Source organism: Streptomyces sp. CB02056, assembly GCF_001905545.1.
Lineage (GTDB): Bacteria > Actinomycetota > Actinomycetes > Streptomycetales > Streptomycetaceae > Kitasatospora.
The window spans coordinates 377,266-402,625 of sequence record NZ_LIPD01000006.1; the positions used below are offsets into that span (position 1 = coordinate 377,266).

General features: G+C 74.8%; 24 protein-coding genes. 16 read left to right on the forward strand and 8 right to left on the reverse strand.

Going from position 1 to position 25,360, the window contains the following annotated elements:
* Positions 1–226 precede the first annotated feature (226 nt).
* From AMK13_RS18795 to AMK13_RS18845, 11 genes are all read left to right on the forward strand, one after another.
* Positions 227–1,423 carry an inositol-3-phosphate synthase gene (locus tag AMK13_RS18795; RefSeq protein WP_074003217.1) on the forward strand — a complete coding sequence of 399 codons (1,197 nt, stop codon included), beginning with the start codon at positions 227–229 and terminating at the stop codon, positions 1,421–1,423.
* Complete coding sequence (locus AMK13_RS18800; protein WP_074003218.1) at positions 1,420–2,298, forward strand: SCO3242 family prenyltransferase; 879 nt, start codon at positions 1,420–1,422, stop codon at positions 2,296–2,298. The genes AMK13_RS18795 and AMK13_RS18800 overlap by 4 nt, the downstream gene beginning before the upstream one ends.
* Positions 2,295–3,224, forward strand: coding sequence for a sugar phosphate isomerase/epimerase family protein (locus AMK13_RS18805; RefSeq protein ID WP_079272271.1), 930 nt, complete (start codon positions 2,295–2,297; stop codon positions 3,222–3,224). Before AMK13_RS18800 ends, AMK13_RS18805 begins: the two co-directional genes overlap by 4 nt.
* The gene (locus AMK13_RS18810; protein ID WP_198959384.1) at positions 3,221–3,961 is read left to right on the forward strand and encodes an EboA domain-containing protein; all 741 of its coding nucleotides are present in this window, start codon (positions 3,221–3,223) and stop codon (positions 3,959–3,961) included. Before AMK13_RS18805 ends, AMK13_RS18810 begins: the two co-directional genes overlap by 4 nt.
* Positions 3,961–4,848: a TatD family hydrolase gene (locus AMK13_RS18815; RefSeq protein ID WP_074003219.1), complete on the forward strand. Its 888-nt coding sequence runs from the start codon at positions 3,961–3,963 to the stop codon at positions 4,846–4,848. The genes AMK13_RS18810 and AMK13_RS18815 overlap by 1 nt, the downstream gene beginning before the upstream one ends.
* Before the next feature lie 29 nt (positions 4,849–4,877).
* Entirely contained in the window at positions 4,878–6,056 is a 1,179-nt protein-coding gene (eboE, locus tag AMK13_RS18820; protein WP_074003220.1) for a metabolite traffic protein EboE, read from the forward strand.
* Positions 6,053–7,504, forward strand: a complete 1,452-nt coding sequence (locus AMK13_RS18825; protein WP_074003221.1) for an alkaline phosphatase family protein — start codon at positions 6,053–6,055, stop codon at positions 7,502–7,504. The genes eboE and AMK13_RS18825 overlap by 4 nt, the downstream gene beginning before the upstream one ends.
* Before the next feature lie 57 nt (positions 7,505–7,561).
* Positions 7,562–8,758 (forward strand): S8 family peptidase, encoded by a 1,197-nt coding sequence (locus AMK13_RS18830; protein ID WP_241852940.1) that lies wholly within the window; start codon positions 7,562–7,564, stop codon positions 8,756–8,758.
* A gap of 208 nt (positions 8,759–8,966) precedes the next feature.
* Positions 8,967–9,290: a chaplin family protein gene (locus AMK13_RS18835; RefSeq protein WP_074003223.1), complete on the forward strand. Its 324-nt coding sequence runs from the start codon at positions 8,967–8,969 to the stop codon at positions 9,288–9,290.
* Positions 9,291–9,326: 36 nt separating this feature from the next.
* Positions 9,327–10,598 (forward strand): hypothetical protein, encoded by a 1,272-nt coding sequence (locus tag AMK13_RS18840; protein WP_241852941.1) that lies wholly within the window; start codon positions 9,327–9,329, stop codon positions 10,596–10,598.
* Positions 10,580–11,590 carry a hypothetical protein gene (locus AMK13_RS18845; RefSeq protein WP_074003225.1) on the forward strand — a complete coding sequence of 337 codons (1,011 nt, stop codon included), beginning with the start codon at positions 10,580–10,582 and terminating at the stop codon, positions 11,588–11,590. The genes AMK13_RS18840 and AMK13_RS18845 overlap by 19 nt, the downstream gene beginning before the upstream one ends.
* A 55-nt stretch (positions 11,591–11,645) precedes the next feature.
* Here AMK13_RS18845 and AMK13_RS18850 read toward each other — a convergent pair whose 3' ends face one another.
* Positions 11,646–12,398: a sirohydrochlorin chelatase gene (locus AMK13_RS18850; RefSeq protein WP_198959385.1), complete on the reverse strand. Its 753-nt coding sequence runs from the start codon at positions 12,396–12,398 to the stop codon at positions 11,646–11,648.
* Positions 12,399–12,663: 265 nt separating this feature from the next.
* On the opposite strand from AMK13_RS18850, the gene AMK13_RS18855 reads away from it, so the two are divergent.
* Positions 12,664–13,068, forward strand: a complete 405-nt coding sequence (locus AMK13_RS18855) for a hypothetical protein (RefSeq protein WP_074003226.1) — start codon at positions 12,664–12,666, stop codon at positions 13,066–13,068.
* A 20-nt stretch (positions 13,069–13,088) separates the two neighbouring features.
* Here AMK13_RS18855 and AMK13_RS18860 read toward each other — a convergent pair whose 3' ends face one another.
* The 6 genes from AMK13_RS18860 to AMK13_RS18880 all read right to left on the reverse strand — a co-directional run bounded on the left by AMK13_RS18860 (position 13,089) and on the right by AMK13_RS18880 (position 19,439).
* Positions 13,089–14,012 carry a D-alanine--D-alanine ligase family protein gene (locus AMK13_RS18860; protein WP_074003227.1) on the reverse strand — a complete coding sequence of 308 codons (924 nt, stop codon included), beginning with the start codon at positions 14,010–14,012 and terminating at the stop codon, positions 13,089–13,091.
* A gap of 9 nt (positions 14,013–14,021) precedes the next feature.
* On the reverse strand, positions 14,022–14,492 hold the full coding sequence (locus tag AMK13_RS18865; RefSeq protein WP_074003228.1) for a GNAT family N-acetyltransferase: 471 nt from the start codon (positions 14,490–14,492) through the stop codon (positions 14,022–14,024).
* Between the two features lie 23 nt (positions 14,493–14,515).
* Positions 14,516–16,129 (reverse strand): M4 family metallopeptidase, encoded by a 1,614-nt coding sequence (locus tag AMK13_RS18870; protein ID WP_074003229.1) that lies wholly within the window; start codon positions 16,127–16,129, stop codon positions 14,516–14,518.
* A gap of 85 nt (positions 16,130–16,214) precedes the next feature.
* On the reverse strand, positions 16,215–17,474 hold the full coding sequence (locus tag AMK13_RS18875) for a phosphatidylserine decarboxylase family protein (RefSeq protein ID WP_074003230.1): 1,260 nt from the start codon (positions 17,472–17,474) through the stop codon (positions 16,215–16,217).
* A 167-nt stretch (positions 17,475–17,641) separates the two neighbouring features.
* Positions 17,642–17,812 (reverse strand): hypothetical protein, encoded by a 171-nt coding sequence (locus AMK13_RS43545; RefSeq protein WP_158077721.1) that lies wholly within the window; start codon positions 17,810–17,812, stop codon positions 17,642–17,644.
* A gap of 10 nt (positions 17,813–17,822) precedes the next feature.
* Positions 17,823–19,439, reverse strand: coding sequence for an SMI1/KNR4 family protein (locus AMK13_RS18880; protein ID WP_241852942.1), 1,617 nt, complete (start codon positions 19,437–19,439; stop codon positions 17,823–17,825).
* A 236-nt stretch (positions 19,440–19,675) separates the two neighbouring features.
* Here AMK13_RS18880 and AMK13_RS18885 point away from each other — a divergent pair, with 236 nt between their 5' ends.
* Both AMK13_RS18885 and AMK13_RS41055 read left to right on the forward strand, forming a co-directional pair.
* A complete protein-coding gene (locus AMK13_RS18885) occupies positions 19,676–22,165 on the forward strand; it encodes an NACHT domain-containing protein (RefSeq protein WP_143204570.1) in 2,490 nt (829 codons plus the stop codon).
* Entirely contained in the window at positions 22,122–22,340 is a 219-nt protein-coding gene (locus AMK13_RS41055; protein WP_079272275.1) for a hypothetical protein, read from the forward strand. Before AMK13_RS18885 ends, AMK13_RS41055 begins: the two co-directional genes overlap by 44 nt.
* A 35-nt stretch (positions 22,341–22,375) precedes the next feature.
* Here the strand turns inward: AMK13_RS41055 and AMK13_RS18890 are convergent, their stop codons facing one another.
* Entirely contained in the window at positions 22,376–23,290 is a 915-nt protein-coding gene (locus AMK13_RS18890) for a hypothetical protein (RefSeq protein WP_074003231.1), read from the reverse strand.
* A gap of 120 nt (positions 23,291–23,410) precedes the next feature.
* On the opposite strand from AMK13_RS18890, the gene AMK13_RS18895 reads away from it, so the two are divergent.
* Together AMK13_RS18895 and AMK13_RS18900 are read left to right on the forward strand one after the other, a co-directional pair.
* The gene (locus tag AMK13_RS18895; RefSeq protein ID WP_074003232.1) at positions 23,411–24,634 is read left to right on the forward strand and encodes a glycosyltransferase; all 1,224 of its coding nucleotides are present in this window, start codon (positions 23,411–23,413) and stop codon (positions 24,632–24,634) included.
* A gap of 95 nt (positions 24,635–24,729) precedes the next feature.
* Positions 24,730–25,344 carry a TetR/AcrR family transcriptional regulator gene (locus AMK13_RS18900; RefSeq protein ID WP_049653081.1) on the forward strand — a complete coding sequence of 205 codons (615 nt, stop codon included), beginning with the start codon at positions 24,730–24,732 and terminating at the stop codon, positions 25,342–25,344.
* Positions 25,345–25,360: the final 16 nt, after the last annotated feature.

Sequence of the window (25,360 nt, forward strand, 5' to 3'; positions counted from 1 at the left end):
CCTCGACCCGGACAGCCGAGGGTGTTCACTCGGCGTCAGTCACCCCGCGATCGCATGATTCCGGCTCAGGCCGATTCGGGTGATTCCTGCCGCACCGATGTGAGTGGAACGTCCGCCGTCGGCATAGATGGATCGTTGACGACGTGACAACGGATAGGGTCCTGCGGTATTTCCGCCGAATCGACGGAGAGTGACCGCGGACCGGCGAGCGGAAGGAGCCTGACACATGCCGGAACCGGGAGCGGGGCCCCGGACGGGGGTCTGGCTGGTGGGGGCGCGCGGCTCGGTGGCCACCACCACCGTGGTGGGCGCGGCGGCGGTCGGTGCGGGGCTGGCCGAGCCGACGGGGTGCGTCACCGCGAGCGAGGACTTCCCCGGGGCCCGGCTGCCGCCGCTCGGCGCCCTGGTGTTCGGCGGGCACGACACCGGCTCCGTCCCCCTGCCCGTCCGGGCCGCCGAGCTGGCCGAGGCCGGGGTGGTGCCGCAGCGGCTGCTCGAACCGCTGGAGAAGGCCGTCGTCGCCGCCGACCAGGAGATCCGCCCGGGCTACGCCACCGGTCGGAGCGGACTGCCCCAGGCGGTGGCGGCCCGGGCGCTCGCCGTCGACATCGAGGGCTTCCGGCGGCGCCTGGGCCTGGACCGCGTCGTGGTCGTCAACGTGGCCTCCACCGAGGCGCCGGTGCCGGACCGCCCCGAACACCACGACCTCGACCTGCTGGAGGCGGCCCTGCGCGGCCCGGCCGACGTCCTGCCGGCCAGCTCGCTCTACGCCTACGCGGCCTTCACCGCCGACTGCCCCTACGTGGACTTCACCCCCTCCACCGGTGCCCGGCTGCCCGCGCTGGACGCCCTGGCCCGCGCGCGCGGCCTGCCGTACGCGGGCAGCGACGCCAAGACCGGCGAGACGCTGGTGCAGTCGGTCCTGGCACCGATGTTCGCCGTCCGCGCGTTGGAGGTGCGGGCCTGGTCCGGCACGAACCTGCTGGGCGGCGGGGACGGCGCCACCCTGGCCGATCCGGGCGCCGCCGCCAGCAAGACGGCGTCCAAGCGGCGGGGCCTGGGCCGCATGCTGGGGCACCCGGTGGAGGGCTCGGTGCACATCGACTGCGTACCGGCGCTCGGCGAATGGAAGACCGCCTGGGACCACGTGGCCTTCGAAGGGTTCCTCGGGGCGCGGATGAGCCTCCAGTTCACCTGGCAGGGCTGCGACTCGGCACTGGCCGCACCGCTCGTGCTGGATCTCGTCCGGCTCACCGCCACCGCGCACGCGGCGGGCGTCTCGGGCCCGCTCGGGGCCCTGGGCTTCTTCTTCAAGGACCCGGTCGGCTCGGGTGGTTACGCCCTGACCGACCAGTACCAGGCCTTGCGGGCGTTCGCGGCGGAGACCGCGGCGGCGACCGCGGGCGGCGGGCCGCGCACATGAGGATCCCGGCCCTCGGCACCGTCGCCGAACTCGTCCGGGCACCGGCCGCGATCACCGTGCCCGGCGACCCCCTGGTCGGGGCGACGCTGGCCGGCCGCCCGCTCGGACCGGCCACCGGACTGCTGGCCATGTCCTCGGTCTGCCTCTACTGGGCGGGCATGGCCCTCAACGACTACGCCGACCGGCACACCGACGCGGTCGAGCGTCCGCACCGTCCGATCCCCTCCGGCCGGGTGGAGCCTTCGGTCGCCCTGTCGCTGGCCGCCGGCCTCACCGGGACGGGGCTCGCCCTCGCCGCGGCGGGCGGTGGGCGCGGGGCCCTGTCCGTCGCGGTGCCGTTGGCGGCCGTGGTCTGGAGCTACGACCTGGGCCTCAAGGGCCGTCCCGTCGCCGGGCCCGTCACCATGGCCGCCGCCCGCGGCCTCGACGTCCTCCTGGGCACCGGGGGCCACGGGCTGCGCGCGACCGCGCCCGCCGCCGCGGTGGTCGGCGCGCACACCCTGGTGGTCTGCGCGCTCAGCCGCCACGAAGTCCGGGGCGCGGACGGCCTGCTCCTCCCCGCCACCGCGGCCGCCACCTGCGCCGTCGCCGTGGCCGCCGCCACGGGTGCAGGCGGCGCCCCGGGTCGCCGGGCGGTCCGCCTCGCCGCCCTCGCCGCCCTCGCCGTGTACGTCGCCGGCTTCGGCGGCGCCCAAGCCGCGGCGGGCCGGCTCGACCCTCGACGCCTCCAACAGGCCGTCACCGCCGGCATTGCCGCCGTCCTCCCCCTCCAGGCCGCGTGCGCCTGCCGCGCCGACGCCCTGCCCGTGGCCCTGTCCCTGCTCGCCGCAGCGCCGGTGGCCCGCCGCCTGTTCCGAAAGCTGTCCCCCACATGACCGGCACGGTCACCGACCAGGGCCACGCGCAGCCCGGCCCCGTACGAACGGACGCCGTACGCGCGGACACGGGGCTGCGGTTCGGCTACGGCACCAACGGGTTCGCCGGGCACCGCCTGACCGAGGCCATCGCCGTGCTGGCGGACCTCGGCTACGACGGGATCGCCCTCACCCTGGACCACTGCCACCTCGACCCGTTCGCCCCCGGGCTGTCCCGGCGGGTCGCGCGGGTCGCCCGGCGACTCGCCGAGACGGGCCTGGAGACCGTGGTGGAGACCGGCGCCCGCTACCTGCTCGACCCGTGGACCAAGCACGCCCCCACGCTCATCGACGAGGATCCGAGCCGTCGGCTGGAGTACCTGGGTCTGGCGATGCGGGTGGCCGCCGATCTGAACGCGGGGGCCGTGTCGCTGTGGAGCGGCGTGCCCGCCCCGGGCGTGCCGTCCCGGGTGGCGTGGGAACGACTGGTCCACGGCTGCGGGTGGGCGGTGGCGGAGGCGGACCGCCATGGCGTCGTCCTGGGCTTCGAGCCGGAGCCGGGCATGCTCGTCGACACCCTGGACGCCTACGAGCTGCTGCGCCGCCGCCTCGGCGATCCGCCCGCTCTCGGGCTGACCCTCGACATCGGCCACTGCCGCTGTCTGGAGGCCGCCCCGGTGCCCGACTGCGTCGTACGGGCCGGGCCGCACCTGGTCAACGTCCAGATCGAGGACATGCGCAGGGGCGTGCACGAGCACCTGGAGTTCGGGCAGGGCGAGATCGACTTCCCGCCCGTGCTGGACGCGCTGCGCCGCACCGGCTTCCCGGGACTGGTCAGCGTCGAACTGCCGCGGCACAGCCACGCCGCGCCGCAGCTCGCCGCGCGCTCGCTGGCCTTCCTGCGAGCCGCCGCCGGCACGGCGCACGGCACCCGGACACCGCGATGAGCTTCGGCAACGCCGCCCGGGTGACCGTCCGCGACCTGCGCGCCGCCCTCGACCGGCAGCTCACACCGGACGCCGCCCGCTGGCTGGCCACGGCTCTGACCGAGGTGGCCGCCGAACCCGACCAGGCCCTGCCCCGGCGCTTCGCCGAGGCGGGCCGCCGGGGCGGCCGGGCACTGCTGGCGGCGGCCCCCGCACCGCATCAGGACCCGGCGCCCGCGGTCCCCGCGGAAGCGCTGGCCTGGACCGTGGACGACGCCGTACGGGCCCTGCTGCTGGCCGCCGCCCCGGCCCCCGCCGACGGCCCCGCCGTCCGGGCGTCCGCCGTCTACCGCCACGGGGACGCCGCGGAACGGCGCGGCGTGCTCCGCGCCCTCGGCCCGCTGGACCTGCTGGCCCCGTACGGCCTGCGGGACGACGCCGTCCCCCTGGTGTCCGACGCGCTGCGCACCAACGACCCCCGGCTGCTGGCCGCCGCACTGGGCCCCTACGGGGCGCGGCACCTGCCGGCGCCCGCCTACCGGGAGGCCGTCCTGAAGTGCCTGCACTGCTCCCTCCCCCTGCAGGCCGTGGCCGGGCTGCCCCACCGGACCGACGCCGAACTGGCCCGGATGGCCGCGACGCACGCCCGTGAACTCACCAGCGCCGGACGCCCCGTACCGGGCGACGTGCGCGCGCTGGCCGGCCCCCGACCGGCCGCGACCGACCCCCTTCCGCCCCCTCACCCTGCCGGGACCTGATGCGCATCTTCGACCCCCACATCCACATGACCTCGCGGACGACCGACGACTACCAGACGATGCGGGACGCCGGCATCCGGGCCGTCGTGGAACCGGCGTTCTGGCTGGGCCAGCCCCGCACGGACGTCGCCAGCTTCGTCGACTACTTCGACTCCCTGATCGGCTGGGAACCCTTCCGGGCGGCCCAGTTCGGCATCCGCCACCACTGCGCCCTGGCCCTCAACCCGAAGGAGGCCAACGACCCCCGCTGCACCGCCGTCCTCGACGTGCTGCCCCGCTACCTGGACAAGGACGCGGTGGTGGCGGTGGGCGAGGTCGGCTACGACTCCGTCACCCCGGAGGAGGACCACGCGCTCGCCACCCAGGTCCGGCTCGCCATGGACCACGAACTGCCCGTCCTGGTGCACACCCCGCACCGGGACAAGGCCGTCGGGACCAGGCGCACGCTCGCCGTGCTCCGCGAGTGCGGGATCGCTCCCGACCTGGTCCTGGTCGACCACCTGACCGAGCTGACCGTGGCGGAGGTCGCCGACACCGGCTGCTGGACGGGGTTCTCCGTCTACCCGCGCACCAAGATGGACCCCCACCGCCTGGTGCAGCTCCTCAAGCGCCACGGAACCCACCGGGTGCTGGTCAACTCCGCGGCCGACTGGGGCCGCAGCGACCCGCTGGCGACCCGGCGCACGGCGGAGGCGATGCTCGAAGCCGGCTTCACCGCCGACCAGGTCGACGAGGTGATGTGGCGCAACCCGGTCGCCTTCTACGGCCAGAGCGGACGCCTGACCCTGCCGGTGGACGATCCCGACACGCCGGACCACCGCGAGGAGCCCCACGAGCGGCCCGGCGACGCCGTGTACCTGGGGAACTCCATCGCCCGCGGCGAGTAGCCCTTCCCGGAGCAAGGAGACCGCCCCCGATGCGCCTGCGCCACCCCGACGGCAGCACCGTCCACCTCGCCTACTGCACCAACGTCCACCCCGCGGAGGACCTCGACGGCGTCCTGGCTCAACTCGCCGTCCACGCCGAGCCCGTCCGCGAACGGCTCGCGGCACCGTCCCTGGGCCTGGGCCTGTGGCTCGCCCACGACGTGGCGCGCACCCTGGCGACGGACGCGACGGCCCTGGACCGGCTGCGCCGTGAACTGTCCACCCGGGGACTCGAAGTCGTCACCCTCAACGGCTTCCCCTACCGCGGCTTCCACGAGCCGGTCGTCAAACGGGCCGTCTACCGGCCGGACTGGAGCGACCCGGCCCGCCTGGCGTACACCCTCGACCTGGCCCGGGTGCTGTCCGCACTGCTGCCCGAGGACGCGGCCCGCGGGAGCATCTCCACGCTCCCCCTGGGCTGGCGGGCCGGCTGGACGCCCGGACACCAGGACCGCGCCCGCCGCGGCCTGGACGAACTGGCCGAAGGGCTCGCCAAGTCGGAGTCCGACTCCGGCCGCCGCGTCCGGGTCGGCCTGGAACCCGAGCCGGGCTGCGTGGTCTCCACCGTGAGCGACGCCTGCGCACGGCTCACCGGGCTCGACACCGAGCGCGTCGGCGTCTGCCTGGACGTCTGCCACCTCGCCGTCGACTTCGAGGACCCGCCGTCCGCCCTCCGCGGCCTGGCCGACGCCGGCCTGCCCGTCGTCAAAGCCCAGCTCTCCAGCGCCCTCCAGGCCGACGATCCCTCCGACCCCGCCGTACGGCGGGCGCTCGCGCGCTTCGCCGAGCCGCGGTTCCTGCACCAGACCCGCGCCGAGCCCGCCGGCCCCCGCCCGGAGCGGTGGGACGACCTCGACCTGGCGCTCCGCTCCCCGGCCGACGGCGCCGATCCGCGCCCGTGGCGGGTGCACTTCCACGTCCCCGTGCACGCCGACCCGGAACCGCCGCTCACCGCGACCGGGCCGGTGCTGACCGACGCCATCCGCGCCCTCGTCCACGGCCCGCACCCCGTCACCGACCACCTGGAGGTCGAGACGTACACCTGGTCGGTGCTCCCGGGCCGGGACCGGCCGTCCGACGACGAGGCACTGGTCGCGGGCATCGCCGCCGAACTCGCCTGGACCCGCCAGCAGTTGCTCGCCGCCGGACTGCGGGAGCACACCTCGTGACCACCGGCCGCCCCACGCCCCTGCTGGTGCTGAACGTCGCCGCGCTCACCCCCCGCCTCCTGCGCCACATGCCGCACCTGCGGGCCGTCGCCGAACCCGACGGCGACACCCAGGGGCACGGCGCCCAGCTGGAACCGGTCTTCCCCGCGGTCACCTGCTCCGTCCAGGCCAGCCTGCTGACCGGGCTCCCCCCGAGCCGACACGGGATCGTCGGGAACGGCTGGTACTTCCGCGACCTCGGCGAGGTGCTCCTGTGGCGCCAGCACAACCTGCTGGTGGAGGGCGAGAAGGTGTGGGACACCGCCAGGCGGCGCCACCCGGGCTACCGCGTCGCCAACATCTGCTGGTGGTACGCCATGGGCGCCGGCACCAACATCACCGTCACCCCGCGCCCCGTCTACCACGCGGACGGCCACAAGTCCCCCGACTGCTACACCGTCCCACCGGGCCTGCGCGACGAACTGACCGACGCCCTCGGACCGTTCCCGCTCTTCGACTACTGGGGGCCCCGCGCCTCCATCGCCTCCAGCAGGTGGATCGCGCGGGCCACCGAGCACGTCATCCGCACCGCCGCACCCGACCTGACCCTCGCCTACCTGCCGCACCTCGACTACGACCTCCAGCGCTTCGGCCCCGCCGCACCCCAGGCCGCCGCCGCGGCCAGGGCCCTCGACACCGTCCTCGCGCCCCTGCTCCACCTGGCCCGGGAGCACGGGACCACCGTCGTGGCGCTGTCCGAGTACGGCATCACCGCGGTCGACCACCCCGTCCACATCAACCGCGCGCTGCGCGCGGCCGGCCTCCTCACGGTGTACACCCAGGCCGGGATGGAGTACCTCGACCCGTACACGTCCCGGGCGTTCGCCGTCGCCGACCACCAGGTGGCCCACCTCTACGTGCCCGACCCCGCCGACCTGCCGCGCGTCGCGGAGCTCGTCCGAGCGCTACCCGGAGTGGAACGCGTCCTCGACAGCGCGGGCAAGGCCGCGTACGGAATCGACCACGCCCGCACGGGCGAACTCGTCGCCGTCGCCACCACCAACGCCTGGTTCACGTACTACTACTGGCTGGACGACACCCGCGCCCCGGACTTCGCCCGCTGTGTCGAGATCCACCGCAAACCCGGCTACGACCCCGCCGAACTCCTCCTCGACCCCGCCGACCGCCTCGTCCGACTCCGGGCCGCTGCCGCCCTCGCCCGCCGCCGGCTCGGCCTTCGCTCCACCCTGTCCGTCGTCCCGCTCGACGCCACCCACGTCTGCGGCAGCCACGGCCGCCTCCCCGACGACCCGGACGACGGCCCCGTCCTCCTCCTCTCCGACACCACCCGCCTCCCCCGCGTCCAGCCGCGCTACGCCGCCACCGATCTGCCCGACCTCCTCCTCCGACTCGCGGGCGGCACGGGCCGAGAGGAACACCCCGCACCCCGCGTCCGCTCGGGCACCTGACGCCCGTCCGGGTAGTCCGCGTTCGCCACCATGATCCCGACCGATCGGAGCACATCCGTGTACCTACACCTCCGCCGGGCGTCAGCGGCCCTGCTGCTGGCCCTGCTGCCCGCCACAACCGCCGCCGCGCACGGCGCCCAACCACCCACCTCCGCCGTGTCCGTGGCGCACTCCGCCCGGGCCGTACCCGGGCAGTACATCGTCACCCTCAAGCACGGCCGCGACCCCGGTGAGGTCCTGCGAGCGCTGGGCATCACCCCCAGGTTCATCTACGGCGCCGCATTGAACGGCTTCGCCGCCGCCCTCGACCCGCTCCTGCTGAACACCGTACGGACCAGTCCCGCCGTCGAGGCCGTCGAGGAGAACACCGCTTTCCGCCTCCCCACCCCCGTCGACGGTGCGGACCGGCCCAGCCACACCATCCGGGCTCCGGCCGCCACCTGGGGCCTGGACCGCATCGACCAGCGGTACCTGCCCCTGGACGGCCAGTTCACCACCCGCGGCCACGGCGCCGGCGCGACCGCCTACATCCTCGACAGCGGCATCGACTACACCCACCCGGAGTTCGGCGGGCGCGCCGTCCCCGGCTTCGACGCCATCGGCGACGGCCGCGACGGCCTCGACTGCCACGGCCACGGCACCCATGTCGCCGGCACCGTCGCCGGCCGCACCTACGGCGTCGCCCCGCGGGCCCGCCTCGTCTCGGTCCGCGTCGTGGACTGCACCGGCAACGGCGACAAGGCCCAGATGATCGCCGGCCTCGACTGGGTCGCGAGCAACGCCCGGTACCCCGCCGTCCTCAACGCCTCCCTCGGCGAGGAACGCTCCCGGGCCGTCAACGACGCCGCCACCGCCCTCTCCGACCAGGGCGTCCTGCCCGTCGTCGCCGCCGGAAACGACGCCGTCGACGCCTGCACCGTCTCCCCCGCCTCCGCGTACGGGGTCGTCACCGTCGCCGCCACCAACCGGCGGGACGAGGAGGCCGACTTCTCCAACTGGGGCTCCTGCGTCGCCCTCCACGCCCCCGGCCAGGCGATCCTGTCCGCCAAGCTCGGCGGCGGCAGCACCACCCTCAGCGGCACCTCCATGGCCGCGCCGCACGTCACCGGCACCGCCGCCCTCTACCTCGCGGAACACCCGGACGCCGAGCCGATCGACGTCTCCGACTTCCTCCAGTACACCGCCACCCCGGACGTCCTGACCGACGTGCGCGAGGGCACCCCCAACCTCCTGCTGTTCACCGACGACCTGTAGCACCGCCTCCGGACTCCGCGACGGGACGACCGCGGCCGGCAACCGGTCCGCACGGCGTCCCGACGGTCCCCAAGCCGGGTGCACCGCCTCGACAGTGCGTATCCGGAGCGAGATTCCGTCGTTGACCAGGCCAGGTCCCGGGCGCTCGCCCGGGACCTGGCCTGCACGGGCACCGGCGTTCGCCGGGCCCGCGCGAGGAGGGAGTGCGATGAGCAGGGTGGCGGGCACGGAGCGCCAGGGCGCGGGCAGCAGTGCGCGCACCGCGGGCAAGCGGATGGCGGTGCTGGGTACGGCCGTGGGGGCGGTGCTGGTCCCAGCCGGCGCCGCACAGGCCGGCGTCGTCGGGGTGGGCAACGCGGTGTTCGGCAACTCCTGTGAGAACCACGACGTCGGCGCGCAGGCCCTCGGGGGCACGGTCTCCGACAGCGGGACGGCGAGCGGCAACCAGCTCGGCCTGCCGCTGAGCCTGCCCCGCAACCACTGCGGCAGCAGCGGGATCGTCTGCACCGCCGTGTTCATGTCCCCGTACTGATCCGGCGGGCCCGACGTGATGCGAGGCGGTGGTGTCGTGGCCGGCCCCGGAGCGGCGGGCGTGTCGCTGGAGAACGCCGCCGTACGGGAGCTGGCGGCGATGAGCGGGCGCGCGGTGCCGTTGGTACGGGACTGGGTGGCCGAGCGTCCACGGCTGGGGGTGGCACGGGCGCTTCTCGTGCTGGCGACGGCCGGGGGCCTGAGCGATGGGGCGCTGCGGGAGGAGCTGGTGGTCGCGTACCGGGACGCCCAGGCGGCGGACGCGCGGTCGGCGAGCCTGGTGTACGGGGTCTTCCTCTACACCCACCGACAGTTCCGGCTGACGGCCGACCACCTGGTGACGCATTTCGCGCGGTGGCCCGGGGACGAGGTGGCCTCCCTCATGCTGGACGCCTTCCACGCCTGCGGGGACGCCGGCTACCGCGCGCACGGCGACGCGCTGGCCGAACAGCAGTACGCCCTGGCCGGCGCGGACAGTTGGCCGTGGACGGGCAGGCTCGCGTGGACCCGGGCCGAGCAGGGGCGCGTCGAGGAGGCGCTCGAACTGGCCGGGCACGCCCTGGCCCGCTACCCGCGCTCCGGGCTCGCCGCGCACGCCCGCGCGCACGCCGAGCACGAACTGGGAGCGGGCCCCGCCTCCACCGCCTTCCTCGACCGGTGGCTGGCCGTCGACCCGCAGGCGATGCAGTTCAAACACCTCACCTGGCACGCCGCCCTGCAGTCACTGGCCTGCGGGGACTTCACGGACGCGCGCCGCCGGGCCGACGAGGTCCTGAGCCGCGCCGACGTGGGGATGCGGTCAGCGACGAACTGGCGCCTGCTGCTGGCCGGGCAGCGACCCGCCGGCCGCTGCGACCTCGACCACGTCCGGAGCCTGCTGGCCGGACCGGGCGGCATGGCCGAGGTCTTCCACACCTTCAACCTGGCCCTCGCGCTGGCCGTCGAGGCGGCCACCGAGGACCTGGAGGCCCTGGCCCGACGGACGGCCGCCGACGAGCGCCCCGACTACCGCGAGGTCCTCACCCCGGTCGTCCAGGCCCTCGCCCACGTCACCGCCGGCCGCGCCCGGGCGGCCGTCGACCTCCTGACCCGCCTCGGCGCGCGGGTGGAACGGATCGGCGGCGTACGGGTGGAACGCGAGATCGTCCAGGACACCCTGGCCCGCGCTCTGATCGACACCGGCGAACACGCCCGCGCCGCCACCCTGCTGCACGAGCGCGTCACCACCCGCCGTCACCATACCTACGAGGACCTCCTCCTCGCCCCCGCAGCCTCTCCGGGAGATCCGCCATGGCCGTACCCCAGCTGATCGTCGTCTCGCCGCGCGGCAGCGGCACCCCCCTGCTGGCCCGTATCACCACCGCGCTCGGCTACACCCCCTACGGCACGATGAGCGGCACCCAGCCCGACAACGGCGAACGGCCCGGCCCCGGCGAGGTCTCCCGCCTGCTCCGCGCCGCCTACGGCCAGGACGAGGCCGCACGCCTGCTGCGCGGGCAGCGCGACCACCGGGAAGACCTGGAAGCCGCCTTCCAGCAGGCCGTGAACGCCCTGTGGCGGGTGTGGTGGACCCGGCTCGGCCAGCCCGTCACCGCCGCCTCACCCGTCGACCCCGCCCTCGAAGAGCGCCTCACCCGCGTCCCCGACACCGACCTGCCCCGACTCCTGCCGGGCCACGGCTGCTGGTACGTCAACAGCCTGGACCTGGAACGCGCCGACGCAGGCCTCCTGCGCACCTGGCACGCCACCACGCGGCCGCCGATCGTCTACCACCACCGCGACGTACGCGACCGCGTCGTCCAGCAGATCCACCTGCTCTCCCAACCCGCCGGGCGCGTCGGCTCCCTGCCCGACCACCTCGTCTACCGCGACATCGTCAGCGCCCTGCCCACCATGGACGCCAGGATCACCCTCGCCCTCACCGACCCCGGCTTCCCCGGCATCCGCGAAGCCCGCCAGTGCCAGTGGCTGCTGCGCCACCCCGCCGTCTGCGTCCTCACCCACGAGGAACTCGCCGGCCCCGCCCAGGGCGGCACCACCGAGGCCCGCGACCGCGCTCTGCGCCGGCTCCTGACCGCCACCGGCCACCCCGGCCCGGCGGCGGCCCTCGCCGCCCTGCCCGAGGCCCCCGGCGCCGGGAGCGGCGAACTCGCCGTGGGCGGCTGGCGCGAGCACTTCAGCGCGGAGCACGAACGCCTCCTCCACCGACACCACGGCGATCTCCTGGCTCCCGCCCCGGACTGCGGCGCGCCCGCCGGCGATCCACGGCACCCGGGCGTCCCGCTCCCCTCCGGCCGGTGATCCGCCGCCGAGCGGGCTCAGCGGCGGCTCACCGGCCGGGCGGAGGTGTCGCCGGTCAGACCTTCGCGTCGCGGGCCTGGTGGAAGCGTTCCAGGACGAGTTCGACCAACTCCGGCGCGTCGCCGAGCGGTTGGGAGACGCCGACCACGCCGGCCACGGTAGCCGCCTCGACGGTCACGCGGAACAGCAGGCCGGCGGCGAAGCAGTAGGACGCGACCGCGATCCGCCGGGCCCCGGCCCGGCGCAGCTCCGCCACCGCCTCGCCGGGGGTCGGCTCGGTGGCCGACGCGAAAGCGGCCCGGCACGGCAGGCCGAGCTCCGTGCCCAGCGCGGACGCCATCGCGGCCACCGACGAGGACGCGGCGGCGTCGACGCTGCCCGCCGCCGCCAGCACCACCGCGTCGAACTCGACGTCCAGTTCGGTGAGCCGGCGCCGCAGCGCCGCGACCAGCCGTCCGTCGGGCACGCCGGTGGGACCGCCCAGCACCGGCGCCACGATCGGCGCCTTGCCCGGCGGGTCGAGCAGTGCCTTGGGCAGGTCGACCCGGGCGTGGAAGGCGGCGGTCAGCAGCAGCGGCACCACGACCACCTCCTCGTGCCCGGCGTCGGCGAGCGCGCCCAGCGCTTCACGGGCCGTGGGGCCGGCGTGCCGGAGGAAGGCCACCTCGACCCGGCTCCCATGGGAGGCCTCGACCGCGCGGGCGAGCGCCCGGGTGGACTCCTGCGCCTCGGGAGCGAGGCTGCCGTGCGCCAGCAGGAGCAGTGCGCTCGGGGCCTGCTCGGCGAGCGGTTGGGGCGTCTTGATCACGTCGGTCACTGTCGTACCACCCTCGTCATGCGGTGCGAGTACTGCGAATACAAGCAAGTGACCGTCAGATTACCGTCCGTGACCAGCCTTGCCGGTGGCGCCGCGCAGGCGGCCACGAGCAGGTCCTACCGGCCCTCGACCTCTCCTCGCGCCCCGCATCCGGGTGGACCCGTACCGGGCCCCGCCCGCGACCGGCGGGAGCCCGGCGGATGCCCCCGTAGCCTGCGACCACTTGCCCGGCCCGACACCTCGAAGGCGGCCCACCATGGAAGCGTCCACACTCCTGCCGGCTGTCGCCGTCTTCTCGCTGGTGACCGTGGAGTTCGGCGGACACGCGCTGCTTCAGCTGACCACCGTCCAGAACGGCACGCTCACCCCGCTGCGCGAGCGGTCCTTCCGCGCCGGCCACGCCCACGCCGGCGTGCTGCTGATCCTGTCGCTGGTCTACTTCCTCTACCTGCCCCGCGCGGGGTTCTCCTCCGGAACGGAGTGGCTCTTCGGCATCCTCCTGCTGGCCGGAGTGCTCGCCCAGTCCGGCGGCTTCTTCCTGCACCTCGCCCTCGGCACCGAAGGCCACTCCTCCCCCGGCACCCACCTCACCCGGGGCGGAGCCCTCCTCCTCGCCGCGGCGCTCATCGCCCTGGGCGTCGGCCTCGTCCAGCACCTCTGACAGGTGATCGTTTTCCCTCCTCAGTCGCGCGGTGCGAAGGCACCGCGCAGGACCCGCTCGACCAACTCTTCGTAGCCGATGCCCACAGCTGCGGCCGTCAGCGGGAGGGTGGCGGTACGGCGCAGCGCCGGCAGGGTGTTGAGTTCGAGCCAGTGGAAGCCCCCGTCCGGGGCGATGACGAAGTCGCTTCGTGAGTGGCTCGAGCAGCCGAGTGCGGTGTGTGCTCGCCGGGCGGCCTCCCTGATCCCCCGTGCCGTCCCGTCCGGCAGGTCGGCCGGACACCTGAAGGAGTGCAGGTCCGGGCTGTTCTTCGCCGCGTGGTCGTAGAACTCGCCGGCGGTGAGGACCTCCGCGGCGGGGAGGGGCACCGGGTCGCCGTCCGACTCCAGGATTCCGACCGTCACGGTCCGGCCCTCGACGAACGGTTCGACGAACAGGCGGTGGCCGGCGGCGCGAAGGTCCTCGAGCACCTGCGTCAGCCCGCTCCGGTCGCGGGCCACGGCGATGCCGATCGAGCTGCCCTCGGCGCGCGCCTTGACGATGACCGGGGCGGCCAGCCGGGCGAGGACGTCTTCGGCGGCCGCGGCGGCGGCCTGGGTGTCCGGCACGAGGACTCCGGCCAGCACGGGCACGCCCGCCGCGCCGGCCACGATCTTGGCGGTGGGCTTGTGCATGGCGAGGGCACTGGCCCGGACTCCCGAGCCCGTGTAGGGGATGCCGCTCGTCTCCAGGAAGCCCTGCAGCCTGCCGTCCTCCGTGTGCCGGCCCGCCAGCGCCAGGAAGGCCACGTCCACCGCGCGCACCTGGTCCGCGAACGCGGGATCAATGGTGTCGAGCACCCGGATCCGGTATCCGAGGGTGGTCAGTGCCTGCGCGACGTCGGCGCCCGTCGCGAGGGAGCGGTCGCGTTCGCGGCTCGGTCCTCCCGTGAGGACGCCGACCAACCGGCGGGGTCAGAGCTCGGCCGGGCCGGGCCGCAGCATCATGTAGCCGTCCACGGGGTGGAACCCGAGGGCGCGGTAGAGCGGGGCGCCGGCCTCGGTGGCGCGCAGTTCGATCGAGCCGCAGCCGCGGAGCCGGAGCGCCCGGACCAGGGCGGTGGTGACGGCGCGGGCGTGGCCCCGGCGCCGGTGGGCCGGGTCGGTGACCACGGTGTGGATCCGGGCCCACCGGCCGGTGGGGTGGCTGGGGCCCCGGTAGCAGCGGTGGACGACGCCGATGGCGCAGGCCGCCAGCGCGCCGCCGTCGGCGGGGGCGACGAAGGCGAGCAGGTCCGGGTCGGTGCCGAGCCGCGCGCGCATCTCGTCGCGGAAGGCGGCCCGCCAGTCGTCGGCGGGCCGGGCGCCGTCGAGCACCGCGACGCGCAGGCGCAGCAGCTCGTCGGCGTCCTCGGGACCGGCGGGCCGTACGGGGGGAGCGGTCATCCGGGGCCGCCTCTCGGATGGTGTCAGCTGTTCACGTTGACCGCGGACCAGGTGTCGGCGACGGCGGTGACGGTGGCGCTGTCGGGGCCGAAGAGGTCGGCGGCGGCCTGGAGGGTGGCGGCGCGGGCGCCGGAGTAGTCGGTGGTGGAGGTCATGTAGGTGGTCAGCGCGCGGTACCAGATCCGTTCGGCGTCCGCCCGGCCGATGCCGGTGACGACCCGGCCGTCGACGGTGGGGCTGTCGTAGTCGTAGCCGTTGACGGTCTTGGGGCCGCTGCCCTCGGCCAGCAGGTAGAAGAAGTGGTTGGCGGGGCCCGAGGAGTAGTGGACGTCGAGGCCGGCGATGCCGTCGTACCAGTAGTCCGGGGAGTGGCCGTCCTTGGAGGGCTGGTCCAGGTAGCGCAGCGGGGTGCCCTTGCCGTCGAGGTCGAGGTGCTTGCCCATCAGGTAGGCGGGGACGTCGGTGGGGTTGTCGGCGTGGAAGGAGACCGCGGTGCCGAAGATGTCGCTGGTGGACTCATTGAGGCCGCCGGACTCCCCGGTGTACTCCAGGCCGGCGGTAGCGGAGGTGAGTCCGTGGATCATCTCGTGGGCGGCCACGTCGAGTTCGGTCAGGGGCTTGGCGTTGCCGGGCCCGTCACCGTAGGTCATGCAGAAGCACTTGTCGCTCCAGAAGGCGTTCGTGTAGTTGGAGCCGGCGTGGACCCGGCTGTAGGCGCCGACGCCGTCGCCGCGGATGCCGGTGCGGCCGTGGACGTCCTGGAGGTAGTCCCAGGTCTGGGCGGCGCCGTAGTGGGCGTCGACGCCCGCGGTCTCGTCGTTGCTCTGGTCGCCGCTGCCCCACCGGTCGGTCTGGTTGGTGAACAGGTCTCCTCGGCCCTTGGCCTCATGGTGCATGTCGTAGGTGCGGTGGCCGCCGCGCGCGGTGTCGTTCATTTCGTACCCGAGCAGGGTGTGGGTGGTGCCCAGGGGCACCGTGCCGTTGTACTGGCCCTGGCCGATGCCGGTGCGCACGGCCTCGTAGGCGTACAGCTGCCCGCCCGTGGTCGCGTCGGTCACGACGTGCCGTTCGCTCGGGGTTCCGTCCTCCTGCGTCGCCTCCAGCACCGACTCCCAGGCCAGTGACGGGGTTCCGGCGGCGGACCAGACGACCAGGCGTGGGGGCAGCGTGGTGTGGAGCGACTGCGCCACCTGGGCCGCCGGGACCACCGGCGTGGTGCTCGGCACGCCGATCGACGCCCGGTGGGCGCGGGTGTCCGACAGGGCGCCCTGCGCGGTGCGGTGGACGACCAGGTCGCCGCCGAGGACCGGCAGCGCGGCGAAGGTGCGGTTGTAGCGGAAGTGGACGGTGCCGTCCGCGTCCTGGGCGGCGTCGACGGGTTGCAGGACCTCGCGCGGGTCCAGGTGCAGCGCCTTCGCCAGCTCGACGGCGATCCGGGCGGCTTCCTTCAGCAGTTCGGCGTGCTCCTGCGGGGACAGCAGCGCTCCGGCGCCCGCGGCCCGTACGGCGCCGGGGGGCGTGTGGGCGGACGCGTCCGCAGGCTGTGCGCCCGTCAGGGCCACGGCGGCCAGGACCGCGAAGGCGGCGGCCGACCGGGTGGACCGGTGGCGTGCACGGTGGGGGTTCGTCGACCGCAACGGGGGCTCCTCGGTGGTGTTCTCGGTCTTGGCGGGCCGGTGGTGCCGACCGGGCGCGAACGACCGGTCGGCACACCCGAGGGGGTCAACCAGCGTTGGCGAGGGGGGCGTTGGTGGCGACCTGGGGGTCGTCCTCGGGGTCGACGTCCTCGCTCGGCTCGACCGTGGGCTCCACGTCGCTGCCCGGCTCGAAGGCCATGAAGTGGGTGGATCCGCCGTAGCTGAAGTAGCCGAGCTCGTCGCCCTTCCGCACCTCCTGGTCCTCGCGGACCACGGGCGTGACCGAGGAGATCTCGCCGATGCCGACGGCGGCCAGACAGATCATGCCGATGCGGGGAGCGGTGCTCTCGATGAAGACCAGGGCACGCGTACTGGACGCCGCCGCGCCGCCGAACGACACCCCCTGAGGCGCGGGGCCCGACCCGTCCAGCTCGGCCGTGCCGAACACCAGGCCGGGGACGACCTCCACGTGCCGGACCACGCCGTCGACCGGCGCGTGCCAGCGGTGGTAGCCGGTGGCGGGGAGCACCAACTGCAGGACGTCGCCGCCGACGAAGCGGTCCGTGTAGCTGCTGTTGTTGAGCGTCTCCGCCAGGGAGAAGGTCTGGCCCTTGAGGGTGAACCCGGCGTTCTTCCCCACCTTCCGCTCGTGGCGCACCAGGGTGCCGTCGCTCGGCGCGAGGACCGCCGTCGGGTCGGTGGAGACCGGCCGGGCCCCGGGCTTGAGCTTGCGGTGGAAGAAGTCGTTGAACGACGCGAAGCCCCAGTGCTCGGCGCCGCGGTCGGGGATCTCGTAGTCGTCGAGCCGGTGGCGTTCGACGGAGTACGGGGACAGCCAGCCGTTGTCCGCCTCGGTCAGCACGGAGCGGCTCGCGGGGCTGTCCAGGAACACGCACCACTCGCGGAGGACCTGCTGGAGCGCGGAGTTGAACGCCGGGGTGCGCAGGAGGCTCTCGCCCGCCTTCGTCAGCGCCAGGTTCGCGAACAGCGCGGACAGCGGGAAGAGGATCCGCTCCTCGGACTTGGCGCGGTACTCGGGCGCGGTCGTGATGATCAGGTCCACGCACTGGAGCAGGTGGCCGACGCCCTGGATCGGCTGGAGCGCGCGCGGGAGCTGCTCCAGCGTGCCGGCCACCAGCGACCGGGTGTTCCTGTCGGTCTCGATCAGCTTCTCCATGGCCGCAACGGCGGGGCTGTGCGGCCCCGTTCGCGCCTGGGCGCGGTCCGCGAGGTCCGCCAGCCAGACGTCGACGGCCCGGCGGTCCTTCGGCAGGTAACCGGCGACCCGCCCGAACGAGGCACGGTAGCGGGCGTCGGTCACTGCGCCCGTGAGATCTCCGAGCATGCTTTCCTCCGTCATGGCATTCGATCGGTGACGATCCGGCAGAATTCCTGGCCAGTCTCGGCCGGGCCCGCCGGGGCGGGGCCGGGAATCACGGCCCGTCCGGAAAGAGAACCCGAACGGACGAAGGAGATCGGTAATCAGCTCAGCTGATATGCGAGTTGAGCCGTTCAAGGATGTCGCGCCGCGGGCCACGGCCCGGCGGTGACCAGGTCCTCCATCCGCGCCAGGTCCACCTCGGCGGCGCCGGAGACCAGCCGGTAGCCGCCCCGGTCGTGCTCGATCACCGAGTCCGGGCTGTCCCCGATGCGCAGGATCCTGCGCAGCCGGTGGATGTGCACGCGGCCGCTCTCACCCGCCGTCAGGAGCGAGGGTCCCGGTGACGGTGAACGGCTCCCCGACGAACCGGCCGAGTCGTTCGGCCCAGGCCAGCGCCACCTCATCGGGCACCTCCGCTCCGGCCAGGCGGGCGGCGGCCAGGGTGGCCGGGAGTGCGCCCTGGTCCAGCAGGACGGCCCACTGGCCGGCGGTGAGGGCCAGGTAGCGCAGGTCGGGGCACTCGGCGAGCGCGGTGAGGTTCCGGACCTCCGCCCGGGAGAGGTCCAGGCCGCGGAGGTTCGGGACGGTGCGCAGTGGGGCGATGTCGACGGGCCCGGATGTGGCGAGGTCGAGGGCGGTCAGGTACCGGTGGCCCGCGAGCGGCGCGAGGTCGCCGCCGTGCAGGGTGACGCCCAGGAACTCGACGGGCAGCTCCCGAAGCGGGGACAGGTCGTCGACAGGGCGGCGGTGGAGTTCGAGGCGCCGCAGGTGGGGAGCGGCGGTGAGCGGGGTGAGGTCCATGAGCCCACTGGGGGCGTTGCAGTGGATCAGGACGGTCTGGACGCCGGGTGGGACGTCCTGAGGAATTCCGTCCGCCACCAGCTCGGGGCTGGAGCCGAATTCACGTGGGCCTTCCACGAACTCGATGTAGTCGACCTCGTCCTCCTCCACTTCGTAGGCGTCCCGCTCCAGCAGGTCCAGGTAGCGGGCGAGGAGTGAGGTGACGGAGTCGCAGACGTAGAGCGGCCCGTCGTAGTAGTCGCGGCCGATCTGGATCACCTGGCCGGGACGTCCGGCCCGGGCCGGGGACATGTCGACCGCCAGGTAGTTGCCGTCGTCGGCGGTCGCGAACGGCAGCCAGCCCGGGTGCTCGTGGCAGCGCCGGACGGTGTCGAGCGGCTCGGCGTCGAGCACGACCGAGTCCCAGGAGGTCTCCCAGCCGGACCACACCGGCTCCCACAGGTTCGCGTTGACGGCGACCAGGCGTGCCAGGGGCATCCAGGCGAGGCTGCCGAAGAGGCCGATCGCCTCGTCCCCACTGCCGTCGGCGATCAGGTAGAGCGCTCGCAGGTCGGCGGGCAGCGGCCGGCCGAGCCGGCGCTCGGCGTCGTCGAGTGCCGTGGTGGTCACCGGCGGTGGCAGCCTCTCGGCGTGTCCCAGGATGTCGGCACGCCGCTCCAGGTAGGCCCGCAGCCGGGTGACCGCGAGATCCGGATCGCCCGCCGGGGCGGCGCCGCTCTCCTCCTGGGCGACACCCGGCTGGGACAGCCGACAGTCGTGGTCCAGGACGGCCAGGAACCCGGGACGGGCATCGTGCAGTCGGGAGACGACCTGCCGGGACGCCGTCAGGGCGAACTCGCCGGACGGCCGGCACCGTATCTCCAGATTCGTGCGCTCCCAACCGCGGGCCGCTCCCACCGCCGCCGTCACGTCGTCCAGGCCCTGGAAGATCGCGACCCCGTGGACCGGCCGCGGCTTCTCACCGGCGATCGTGTACCGACCGGAGACGCCCAGGCCGAACAGGCCTTGGCGGCTGGCCAGCACCGCCTCCGTCCAACTCTCGGGTGCGTTCGCCGCGATGCTCTCGGCCACCCGCGCGACGCCCTGCTCCACCTGCTCGGCCATGCTCTGCTCCGGTTCTGTCGACACTGCCGGTGATCATCGCAGGGGGCTGTGACAGACCCGTGGGCCGGAGTGCCGAGCGCACGGGCTGGGTGAAACCGGCCGGCCTGGTGCTCTTCCGGCCGAGTACCGGTTCGGGCCGGGCCCGTCCGCCCGGCCCGGAACCGCCAGAGAACCGACGGTCCGTCGAACAGGTCGGACGGGCCCTGGTAGAAAGGGAGTTCGCGCGGCAGCGGTCGACACAGGGGCGGAGCCGGGGAGTGGTGGAATTCGAAGACGGCCACGGGCCCACGAACATCCGGAACGTCGTCACCGACAGTACGGTCCACTACCTGGTGCAGATCGGTGTGCTCAACGGGGAGCTGCACCTCACCGTGCCGCCCCGGGCCGTGGCGGCGGAGACACCGCTCGGCCTCGCCGAGGAGCGGCTCGCCCGCAGCCTGCTGTACCAGTGGCGGGCCGAGGCCGACGCCTGGGACATGGCCGACCCCGAACCGTTGGCCGTCCGCTGGGTGCACAGCCGCACCGCGCTCGCGCCGGGGGCCGAACTCGGCGGGCGCGGCGACCGGGTCGGCACGATGGCGGAGGCTCTGCTGGGACTCGACCACCGCCGCCTGCTGATCCTCGGCGGGGCCGGCGCGGGCAAGACGACCCTCGCCGTGCTGCTCACCCTGGAGCTGCTCGCCCGCCGGCTCACCCGCGGCGAGGACGTCCCGGTGCCCGTCATGCTCTCGCTGGAGTCCTGGGACGCCGAGCGGGTCAACTTCCACGACTGGCTGGCCGGCCGGATCACCGAGGAGCACCCCGGTCTGCCCCGGGTGGACGGGCTCCACCCCGCCCGCCGACTGGTGAGCGAGCGCCGCCTGCTGCCCGTCCTGGACAGCCTCGACGAACTGCCCGAGCACCGGCGGACCGCTGTGCTCGGCGCCCTCGGGCGCCAACTGGGCCAGGAGGGCGGGGTGGTGCTGATCTGCCGGACCGAGCCCTACCGCGAACTGGTGGCCACCCAGCGGGACGTGCTCCGGGTGGACTCGGCGATCGAGGCGCTGCCGCTGGCCCCCGGCGACGTCGCCTCCTACCTGCACCGGGCCCGGCAGCCCTCGCGCGCCGCGCAGTGGGCGCCGCTGCTCGCCGAACTCCGCGCGGCGCCCGGCAGCCCGGTGAGCCGGGCACTGTCGACGCCGCTGATGGTCTGGCTGCTGCGGCGCGGGTACGAGCGGGCCCCGGCGGACCCGGGCGAGCTGCTGGACCGCGGGCGCTTCGCGACCGCCTGGCAGGTGGAGCAGCACCTGCTCGACCGGATCGTGCCCGCCTCGTTCCCGGCGCTGCCGCCGGCGCCCGACCGCCTGCACCCGCCCCGGCGGTGGGAACCGGACCGGGCCCGGGCCTGGCTGTCCTTCCTGGCCCGGCTGATGAACCGCCAGGAGACCGCCGAGCTGGCCTGGTGGCGGCTGTTCGGCGCGCCACTGCCGCGGGCACTGGCGGCGCCCGCGCTGATCGTGGTGGGGATCGCCCTGTCGGTGCTGATCGACCTGGGGCTCGGGGCCGTCGGGGGCTCCGGCCACCCCTTCGGCTTCGGCACCGCCGTGGGCCTCGGTGTCGCCCTCGCGGGCTTGGTCCGCACGGCCGGGCAGGGCTGGTTCGGGGACGAGACCTCGACGCCCCGACGGCGGGTCAACCCGCTGCGCTTCGCCGGGGCCCTGCGCTCGGCCGGCCGCAACGGGAGGCTGGGCCGGGCTTGGCGGCTCATGGTGGTGATCGGCGGGCCGCCGGTGATCCTCACCCTGGTCGTGCTCCAGCTCCTGGCACCGGCGGAGGAAGGTCTCGCACTGGTGGCGGCGGTGCTGCTGTCCGCCTATCTGATGGTCGCGTTGGCGGCCCCCTCGGACACCGTGGACGCCGCGACCCCCGACTCGCTGCTGCGCTCGGAGCGGACCTCGGTCCTGGTGACGCTGCTGGTCCTCGCACCGCTGCTCGCCGCCGGGATCGGGCTGATGGACTGGTCGCGGACCCACCTCTACCGGTACCACCAGGTGGACTGGTCCTACCCGCTGGCGACCTGGTGCGGGGCGGGCGCGACGTTCCTGCTGCTCAGCCCGTGGAGCCGGTGGCTGCTGGCCCGGTGCTCGCTGGCACTCGTCGGCCGACTGCCCTGGACGCTGATGACCTTCCTGCGGGACGCCCACCGGGCCGGCCTGCTCCAGCGCACCGCCGGGACGTACCGCTTCCGCAACCTGCGGCTCCAGCAGCACCTGGCCGCCAAGGCCGGGCCCCGCTCGGGAGGCCAGGGAGGTCAGGGAGGTTCGGGGGCCGCAGGGGTCCCGGTGCCCCGGGCGACGCCGGACGGAGCGACGACGGTCGCGACCGGTCCCCTCGCCGACCTGACCCTGCCCCCCGGCCTCGACCTGGCGCGGCCTCACCGTACGGCGCGACCCGAACTCGTACCTGCTCACCGGCCGCGTCCGCGCCGTCATGCTCGCGCACTGGGGCCCGCTCGGCGCCCTGCTGGGCCTACACCTGGTCCGGATCACGGTGAGCGGCACCTGGGACCGACTCGACTCCTGGAAGCCGATCGTCGGCGTGCCCGCCCTCGGCCTGCTGGTGATGCTGATCAGCCTCCTGCGCCGGCGGCACATCGAACTGCACATCACCGACACCTTCATCGCCGCCCGGACGGGCCGGCACCGCTGCCGCTACGAGTGGCGCGACGTGGACGAGGTCGCCGTCCGCCGGGTGCACCTCCGCGGCCGTGACACCCCCGTCCACGGCATCCACGTCCGGCCGCGGACGGGAGCGCCCCTGCCCCCGGCCCGCTGGCGGGGGCGGGACGGGTGGTACCTGGTGCAACCGATGAACGTCGTCCGGACCCTGCCTCCCGACCTCACCGAGGCGCTCGCCGAGCTCTCCGGCGGGCGCTGGCGGCCGTAGCGCGGGCCGGTTAGGGCCGACCGGGCTCTGCCCGGCTACGGATGGCAGGGGCTCTGGCCGAGCACGTAGCAGCGCAGGTCGACGTCCTCGGGCAGGACGGGCACGGCACCGGGAAGGGCGACGGCGCCGACCGTGACGATGAACGTCCTGGTCACGGCGTCGCTTCCCTTCTTGTTCTGTGGGGCCTGGAAGAGCAGGTAGCGGGCCGCCAGGTAGTCAGCGACGGTGAGGTGGGGGCGGGCGAGGAGGTCGAGGGCGGCGGAGTGCAGGACGGCGCTGTCCCGCGGTGTGGGAGTGGCCGAGTAGACCGGCCTGCCGCCGGTCTCGATCCGGGAGGCGTCCAGGCCCCGGGCCGCGTAGCGGGCGACGAGTTCGGCGTCGGCGCGGTACGCGGCCTCGCCCCGCAGGAGGCGGTTGCCGGCGATCCGCCGCCCGTCCGGCAGGAGCACCCAGTTCTGGAGGGTGTCGCCCTCGACGCCCTCGGCGGCGAAGCGCCGCTCGGCGAGACGGCCGTAGCGAAGCATCGCTTCCGAGGCCGGGGTCGCCCGGCCCCCGGTGTAGGCGCGCGTGGCCTGGTCCCACTCCGCGCCCTCGCGCAGACGGCCGACCTCGCCGAGCCGGTCGAAGTTGGTGTCGCCCTCCCGGATCGGGGTACGGAAGCGCTCCGGGTTGAAGAAGGCACCGGCAGGACCGGGAGGCGGGCCCATCGCGACGGCGAGACGGTAGCGCCAGTCGACCAGCCGCTCGTGGACGGCGGCCAGCGCGGCCGCCCGGGCCGGCCGACCCGGGGCGGTGTCCCACAACTGGGCCAGCAGGTCCGCCGCTTCGGTGGCGGCGGCCGCCTGCTCGGAGGCGAAGGCGCGGGCCTTGGCCTGCCGGGCCGGGTCGGCGAAGCGCAGCGCGAGCGGGCTGGTGGGGAAGTCGCCGGGGGTGATCGGTGCGGTGGGCATGGCTCTCTCCTGATACGCCCTCTTGGGCCGGGCTCGGACGAACCGGCCCCACGTGGACGGAGGCTCCCCCTCCGGGGCCAAGCCTGGATCAACACCGGCCCCGGCGTGGAGAATTGCCCCATGCGTATTCTGATCGTCACCACCGGCTCCCGCGGGGACGTCGCACCGTTCACGGGCCTGGGCCGGCGTCTGGTGGACGCCGGGCACCGGGTCGCCGTGGTCGCCCATCCGACCTTCGCGGCGCTGCTCGAGTCCTGCGGCCTGGAGCACCGGCCGCTGCCGGGGGATCCGGAGGAGCTCATCCGGGCCAGGGCCCGCGCGACCTCCCCGGAGGAGATCCGCGCGCTGATGACCGCGTTCGTGGACGGGCTCGCCGACGGCGTGGCGGACGCCGTCGCGGGCGGGGCCGACCTGCTGCTCACCGCCTTCGCCCCGTCGCCGCTCAGCCTGACGGCGGGAGACGCGTACGGTGTGCCCGTCCTCGGCACGTACCTCACGCCCGCCTTCGCCACCACGGAGTTCCCGCTGCCCGGCCCCGCCGGCGGCGCGGACCTGGGACCGGAGGGCAATCTCGCCGCCGGCCAGGAGCGGCTCCGGGGCGCGGACCGAATGTTCTCGAGCGCCGTGGACCGGATGCGCGAGCGCCTCGGCCTTCCCGGCAGGACGTCGCCGGAACCGCTCGGGCACACCCGTCCGGTCGTCCACGGTTACAGCCCCGTGCTGCTGCCGCGCCCGGCGGACTGGCCGGCCCCGGTCGACGTGGCGGGCTTCTGGTGGCCCGCGCGGCCGCTGGGCTGGCAGCCTCCGGGCGACCTGGTCGACTTCCTCCAGGCCGGTCCGGCCCCGGTGTTCATCGGCTTCGGCAGCATGGCCCCCGGGGAGGGCGAGCGGCTCGGCGAGCTGGTGACGGCCGCGGTACGGCAGGCGGGGGTGCGCGCGGTGGTCCAGGCGGGCTGGGCCGGGCTGGAGGCGGCGGGTGACGGCGTGTTCTGCGTCGGCGACGTGCCCCACGACTGGCTGTTCCCCCGCACGGCCGCCGTCGTCCACCACGCCGGGGCGGGCACCACGGGCGCCGCGCTGCGCGCCGGGGTCCCCGCCGTACCGGTGCCCGTGATGGCCGACCAGCCGTTCTGGGCGGCACGGCTGCACCGGCTGGGAGTGGCCCCGCAGCCCGTGCCGTTCGCCGACCTCACCGCCGAGCGCCTCGCCGCCGCGATCACGACCGCTCTGGCCGAGCCGGTCCGCCGCCGTGCGGCCGCCGTCGCCGGGCTCATGGCGGGCGAGGACGGCGCCGGTGCCGTCCTCGCCCACGTCGCCCGGCTCGCCGAGGCCCCCGGACGCTGACCCCGGCCGCTGACCCTGGACGGTCTGACACCCGGCCAGGGCACGCGTCCCGGACGGCCGGCGGCGGTCCACCCACTCTTGGATAGGCTGCCGGGATGATCCCCGACGCCCCCCGGCTGCTGCGCGCCGACGCCGCCCGCAACGCGGAAAAGATCATCCGGGCCGCCCGGGAGGTCTTCACCGAACAGGGCCCCGACGCCCACCTCGACGACGTGGCGCGCCGGGCCGGTGTCGGGGCCGCCACGCTGTTCCGCCGCTTCCCCGACAAGGCCGCGCTCCTGCGGGCCGTACTGGACCAGGGCTTCGGCGAGCGCGTCCGGCCCGTCATCCAGTCCGCCGCCGACGACCCCGACCCCGCGTCCGGGCTGGCCCGGGTGCTGGCGGCGGCCCTGGAGTCGGTGGCCGGCGACTACAACGTCCTGGCCGCCGCCCGCGCCGCCGGCGTCCTGACCCCGGCGACCGGCGAGGAGTTCTTCGCCGCTCTCGACGCCCTCCTGGCGCGCGGTCAGAGCGCGGGCGTGATCCGCGCCGACCTCGTGCCCGACGACCTGCACCGCATCGTCGTCATGCTGGTCTCGGTGCTGTGGACGATGGACCCCCGCGAGGACGGCTGGCGCCGGTACCTGGCCCTGGTCCTCGACGGCCTCTCCCCCGCCGGGGCCCGCCCACTGCCGTGCCCCGCCCCCGCACTGCACTCCCGCACGCCCTGACGCCCCGCCTGGTGTC